The following is a 1,276-nucleotide window of genomic DNA, read 5'->3' as shown; positions in this document are numbered from 1 at the left end:
CGGCTCGTCCGCGCCGAGGACGACGTCCCTGTTCACCTCACCGTCGGCGGGGGCCGTAGCGCCAGACTGCTCGTTCTCGACCGAACCGGTCGACGGACCCCCCTGCCGGGCCTGCGGAACCGGACCGCCGGAGGACTCACCGACGCGCGAGCGAGCGACAGCATCGCTCTCGAGCAGCCTCAAACCTGCATACATCCTCGCGATCCAGGACCCCGCACCCTCGACCACATCCTCGACCGGCAGTTGCTGCACGGCGCCGTCCAGCGCCGCATAGAGGTAGTCGACATCAGCGTCATCGAGACTGAGTGGTGGCTCGTCGCCTCGCCCGCGCTTGGCGAGCATGTCATTCGCTGCACGCATCAGACCGGCGCGCGTCCCATCATCGAGAACGCCCTGGCTGCTAACGTCCTCACTCGCTACCCCGGCCCCCGGATCGTTCTTCCTCACCAGCTCCCACATATGGCCGGTCTCCGGAGTTTGCTGCGCAATCCCGGCCGCCGCGACAACACCGGCACTCTCCCTGTTTTCCCGGTAGACCTTATACCATTCCCAATTCCCCTGAGCGATCCGACTGCGCTTAATCTCCTTCTCTTTGATCACCTCGCCGACGGCGTCGTCCTCGGAGGAGCCGTTCCTTTCCTTTTCCAGCACCATGTGCGCGAACCGTGCCAGCTGAATAGCGTCCACCCATTCGGCATCCGCACTCTCACTAAGAAGCCACTTTTTGACGTTAGTAGGCTGAGCATACGCTTCGTTAGCCGCACGATGAGTGGTGACTCCCACCCGCTGCTTCATTACCCAGAATATTGTCCACTTGGTGTCAGCAGTGGGTCTTGTGGTGGACTTGGGGGTCGGGGGCACGCCAGCCAGCTCTTCCCGCGTGGGCTGAATGCCGGCGAGCACTGCCGCCAGTTGCTCCTCGCTCACCTGCGTGGACCGCCGCTGCGGCGCCCGGTTGGCCTCCTCGGCCTCCAGCCGAATACGCTCCTTGGCCTCCAGTCGAATATCCCTCACCCGCCTGGTAGCGTCGGGGACCCTCTTCGTCCAATATTCGCTTTTACCAAGCCCCGCTGCGCGGGCCGCGCCAGCATCGGTCTCTTCCGGCCGCTGCATCGTTACCCAGAAGATGATCCAGTCGACGAGGTTGATGCGTGCTGCCCCCCGCCGATGGGGGGGGATCTCAGGGACCTCAGCCAGTTCGTCCGTCGTGTACGCGAGGTCGTTCAGCTTCTCCTGCTCACCTTCCTTGAAGGTGTGCGCGGCAAGCGCTTTCTGC

General features: G+C 63.9%; 1 protein-coding gene. It reads right to left on the bottom strand.

All coding sequences use genetic code 11. From position 1 onward, the window contains the following. On the bottom strand, positions 1–1,276 hold a 1,276-nt coding region (locus I004_RS36550; protein ID WP_037978199.1), incomplete at both ends, for a hypothetical protein.

The organism is Streptomyces sp. TAA486 (assembly GCF_000426165.1).
Note: the sequence above shows the minus strand (reverse complement) of the source record. Positions and strands in the feature narration are given on the sequence as shown.